4 protein-coding genes and 1 pseudogene are annotated in these 4779 nt (G+C 71.5%); 4 read left to right on the top strand and 1 reads right to left on the bottom strand.

The window, feature by feature from the left end:
* Positions 1-1074 (bottom strand): NACHT domain-containing NTPase (locus MJ785_RS16295; RefSeq protein WP_239381602.1); only part of this gene is annotated, 1074 nt, incomplete at its 3' end.
* Between the two features lie 46 nt (positions 1075-1120).
* Between MJ785_RS16295 and MJ785_RS22335 the strand changes: the two are divergent.
* The 4 genes and pseudogenes from MJ785_RS22335 to MJ785_RS16280 form a co-directional block, all read left to right on the top strand.
* Positions 1121-1252, top strand: a pseudogene (locus MJ785_RS22335) (3-ketoacyl-ACP reductase); the annotation flags it as partial.
* Between the two features lie 372 nt (positions 1253-1624).
* The gene (locus MJ785_RS16290) at positions 1625-2218 is read left to right on the top strand and encodes a nuclear transport factor 2 family protein (protein ID WP_370652694.1); all 594 of its coding nucleotides are present in this window, start codon (positions 1625-1627) and stop codon (positions 2216-2218) included.
* Complete coding sequence (locus MJ785_RS16285) at positions 2215-3717, top strand: class I adenylate-forming enzyme family protein (RefSeq protein WP_239381600.1); 1503 nt, start codon at positions 2215-2217, stop codon at positions 3715-3717. Before MJ785_RS16290 ends, MJ785_RS16285 begins: the two co-directional genes overlap by 4 nt.
* The gene (locus tag MJ785_RS16280; RefSeq protein WP_239381598.1) at positions 3714-4721 is read left to right on the top strand and encodes an LLM class flavin-dependent oxidoreductase; all 1008 of its coding nucleotides are present in this window, start codon (positions 3714-3716) and stop codon (positions 4719-4721) included. The genes MJ785_RS16285 and MJ785_RS16280 overlap by 4 nt, the downstream gene beginning before the upstream one ends.
* Positions 4722-4779: the final 58 nt, after the last annotated feature.

The raw sequence follows: 4779 nt of genomic DNA, 5'->3' as shown, positions 1-4779 counted from the left end.
CCGGGGGTTGTAGATGGTGCGGGCGAGGCTGGCCATCAGCGGGGTGCACAACGCCCGGGCCACCGGTGGGGCAGGGCTGGTGGCCAGCGCGGCGCGGACCGGCGCCCAGCGGCTCGGCCCGTCCGCGCCGGCGGTTTCGGTGAGGTAGCTGGCGATGGCGGCCGGATCCAGGGGGGTGAGCCGGATACCGGCGGCACCTTCCAGGTGGACGGGCTGGCGCAGCGGGCCGGGACGGACGGCGTGGCGAAACGCCGTGGTCCGGCAGCTGAGCACCACGCCGGTGTCAGGGCGCAGGGTGTCGTTGATGGCGACGATGGCGCGGCCCCGGCCACCGGAGCGGATCTCGTCCAGTCCGTCGAGGACGGGCAGGATCAGCCCCGCGGTCAGCAGAGCGTGGGCGCGGCTGGTACCGGTCGCCGAGGTGCTGGCCAGCCAGGGATGTTCCCGGATCATCTGGGTTTCCAGCCAGTCGTACAGGCCGTCCTGGTCGGGGTTCCAGGAGGCCACCGGGACCAGCAGCGGGACGGGCCCGCCAGCGCCTCGGCGGGCGAGCAGGTCCAGCACCAGGCGAAGGAGCAGCACGGTCTTGCCGGATCCGGGCTCTCCGAGGACGACCAGCCGGCCGGTCGGCACCCGGTCGAACACCGTGACCAGGCCGCTGCCGGTGCCGGCGAGTTCGTGCGGGCCTGCCCCCGGCGGAGTACCCCGGGTCCACCCGGCGCCGGCCGACGCCAGCCGTTGCAGGGAGGCCCACGGCTGGACCAGCGAGGCATCAGCCGGCTGCCAGGACACTGCCAGGGGAGGCCGGGTGAGATCCCGGCGGTTGGCCTCCGCGGACCACTGGGCTGTCAGCTGGTCAGCAAGCCGATCGGCGACCGGGGCCATGTCGATGTCGCCGGCCTGATTGTCCCCGCGAGCAGCGCGGTAGCCCGCCCATGCCAGTGCCAGCGCTGTCACAGCCAGCGCACCAGCCCACCGGTCGCTGCTGGCCAGGGCTACAACGCCCGCGCCGAGCGTCCCCACGATCAGGATCAGCCAGGACAGGATCCGTCCTTTTCCTGTGGTATCACCCATAGTGGTCAATCATCTACGGACGCGGCTGAGGGGCTGACCGCGGCCTCGTTTTCCTCAACAGCGCTGGGGGACGCCCGACGACCCCGCCCGCCTCATCGCCTGGCTGGCCACCGATGAAGCCGCCTGGATCACCGGCCAAATCATCAGCACCGAAGGCGACTTCCGCCGCTTCAGCTGACATCCAAGGCGCACCGATCGGTTGGTGCGGTGGTGGGGCTGATGCGCTCCCGGTTGAGGTGGTTCCCGTAGGTGATCTGCGCGTTCCGTGCGCGTCTGGGTCGTTGAGGTGGCCCTGCGGGAAGGCGTCGCCGGACGGGCAGCCGGGAACTATAGTGCAACTCATTAAGCGTATTGCTGTTTGGGTTGGCCTGGTTGTGGTGGCGGTGTGACGGACGAGGAGGCCTGGCTGGCTCCTGTCCGGACGCGATCGGAGGCGATCGCCTGCCCCGCACGACGGCCCTCCCCGGAGCCCGGGTCCTTGGATCGTCGCGAAGCGACCGTCCGGGGGAAGGCCTGACCTGGAGGTGTCGTGACGACGCACGACGCGGGGTTGCTCGCGCGGTTGGAGCAGGTGGAGGCGCGGCTCGCGATCGAGCAGCTGCCGATCCGGTACGCGCTCGCGGTCGATGGACGTGACCTCGACGCCTGGGTTTCGCTGTTCGTGCCGGATGTCAACTGCGGGCGGCACGGCCAAGGCCGCGAGGCGCTGCGGGACTACATCGCGCCCAGCCTGCGGTGGTTCTACCGGTCGGTGCACCAGATCTGCGGCCATCGGGTGGAACTGCTCGACGCGGACAACGCCCGCGGGCAGGTGTACTGCCGGGCCGAGCACGAGGTCGGCGACCGCTGGATCGTCATGGCCATCTGCTACTTCGACACCTACCGCCGGGTCGACGGGGAGTGGCTGTTCGACCGCAGGGACGAGCGCCACTGGTATGCCGCCGACGTCAACGAGCGCCCGCAGGCCGTGGGCTTCGACAGCTGGGGCACGTCGCCGACGTCACCCGGTCTGCCCTGGTCCTTTCCGGCTTGGGCGGGTTTCTGGGAGGGCGTCGACACCACCGGGCTGACCGCGTCCGGGTCGGCTGTGCCTGCGGTGGCCGTATCCGGGCCAGCCGCTGCCGCCCGGACAACCCGGGCATGACCGCCGGGGACGGGACAACCGGGGCTGGAGCCACTGGGGCTGGAGCCATCGGGGCCGGGACGACGTGGACGGCCCAGCTCGCCGAGGCCTGGTCGGGCTCAGGCGCGAGCCGACCGGCCGTGAGCAGCGGGACCGTCCGCTGGTCCGGCGCTGACCTGCTGCGTTACGCCGCGGGCGCGGCTGACTGGCTGGACAGCCTCGCCGTGGGTGTGGGGACCCCGCTGCCGGCCTTGGTCTCGACCACGCTGGAAGCACTCGCGCTGACCATCGCCGGGGCAGCCACCCGGCGTCCGCTTGCGCCGATCAGCACCAGGCTTACCATCCGGGAGCTCGCCAGCTGCCTGGCCGGCCTCGCTGGCGATCTGCTCCTGGCTGAACCAGCCGTTGAAGATCTTGGACGCGAGGTGGCGGCGGCAACGGGGCGAAGGCTTGTCGTGCACCCGCCGGCCGCCGCCTCCGACCGGCCATTGTCCGACCGGCCGGGGGCGGAGCGGCCGGGCCCGGAACAGACCGCGCTGATCCTGCACACGTCCGGCACCTCCGGAGTACCCAAGCCGGTGTTCGTGGCTCAGGGCAAGCTCGCGGTGCGGGTCCGGGTCAACGCGGCGATCGTCCACCTCGCACCGGGCAGCGTGTACGCATCCGGTTCGCCGTACCATCACATCGCCGGTCTCGGGATGATCGCGGTGGCGTTGGGTGCTGGTGCCACGGTCGTCTGTTCGCCGCCGTTCTCGCCGCGGACCTGGCGGGAGCTGGCCGACCACGGCACGACGCACGCCCTGCTGGTGCCGACGATGATCGACCGTCTGCTCGCGGAGAACGCCCTCGCGCTGCCCACGCTGCGGGTGTTGCAGTATGGCGCATCCCCGATTCATCCGGACACGCTCCGTGAGGCGATGGCCGTTCTCCCGGATGTCGACTTTGTTCAGATCTTCGGGCAGACGGAGGGCTCTCCGATCACCTGTCTGAGCTTCGAGGATCACCGGCTTGCCGCCACGACCCGGCCTGAGCTGTTGCGTACGGTCGGCCGCGCGGCCCAGGGCGTGGAGCTGCGGGTGGTCGACCCGGCACCGGACGGCAGCGGCGAGATCCGGGCCCGGGGCGAGCACCTTTTCCGTCCCGCGGCCGACGGCTGGCTCCACACCGGGGACCTCGGGCGTATCGATCCCAACGGCTATGTCACGCTGCTGGGCCGGCGCGGTGATCGCATCGTGCGGGGTGGGGAGAACGTGGATCCGCTGGAGGTGGAACAGGTCCTCAGCCTCCATCCGGCGATCCGTGAGGTTGCCGTGGTCGGCCGGGCCGACCGGCGCTGGGGGCAGGTCGTGAAGGCCTTCATCGTCCTGATGGACCCGCATGATCCACCGGATGTCGAGGAGCTGCGCCTGTTCGCGCGAGAGTCCCTGAGCGGATTCAAGGTGCCCGCCGAATGGGAGATGATCGATACTCTGCCGAGGGGCGCGGCCGGCAAGGTGCTGCGCCGCGTGCTGGAATCATGACCGCGGCGGGCAGCGGCCCAGCGGTCGTCGACACAGCGGTCGTCGACACAGCTGGGACGGCGGCGGCCGAGATCCGATCGGTTGGGCCGCGGATCGGGGTCCGGCCACCCTTCGCGTTGCTGCGCAGCGGCACGGAGCGGCTGTTCGACGCCGCGCGGCAGGTACGGGATCTCGGTTTCGACCATGCTGTCATCGGCGATCACGTGAGCTTTCGCGGTGGCTATGGCTCCGACGGGCTCATCCAGGCCACCGCGCTGTTGATGGCCGCGCCCGGCGTCGAGGTGCACACCGGGGTGTTCCTGCTCCCGCTGCGGCACCCCGTCCCGGTGGCGCGTCAGGTAGCCACGCTCGCCGCCCTGGCACCCGGCCGGTTCGTCTTCGGCGTGGGCATCGGAGGCGAGGACCGTGCCGAGATCGAGGCCTGCGGCGTCGACCCCGCCACCCGCGGCCGCCGGATGGACGAGGCGCTCGTCGTGTTGCGGGCGCTGCTGGCCGGCGAGGCGGTGACGGTCGACGGCGAGCACTTCCGGCTCCGGGACGTGCGGGTGTCGCCGCCGCCGGCTGTCGCCGTACCGATAGTGATCGGTGGCCGATCGGCCGCGGCGGTCCGGCGCGCGGGCCGGCACGGTGACGGCTGGCTCGGCGTGTGGGTCTCGCCCGATCGTTACGCCGCGGTCACCGCCGAGATCGACGGCGTCGCGGTCTCAGCCGGGCGGACCGGGATGGCCTGGCGGCACGCGCTGCTCGTCTGGTGCGGCTTCGGCAGGTCCGTGGAGGACGCGGGCTGCTCGGTCTCGCGGGCGATGGAGAGTTTCTACGGTGTGCCCTTCGACCGTTTCTCGAAGTACGTGCCCCGGGGAACGCCCCAGGACGTGGCCGAGGCCCTGGTGCCCTACCTTGAGGCGGGCTGCCGCGATGTGCATCTGCTGCCGGTCGCGGGTGATGAGGACGAGGCGATGGAGTCCGCGGCACAGGTGCGGCGCCTGCTCGTGCGGCGTGGGTGAGCGCCTGGAGGAGTAAGAGCGCCCGAGAATAGGACTGTCCGGCTCGCGGCTCCCCGCA

Origin of the sequence: Protofrankia sp. CiT1 (assembly GCF_917627335.1) — a bacterium.
Lineage (GTDB): Bacteria > Actinomycetota > Actinomycetes > Frankiales > Frankiaceae > Protofrankia.
Note: the sequence above shows the minus strand (reverse complement) of the source record. Positions and strands in the feature narration are given on the sequence as shown.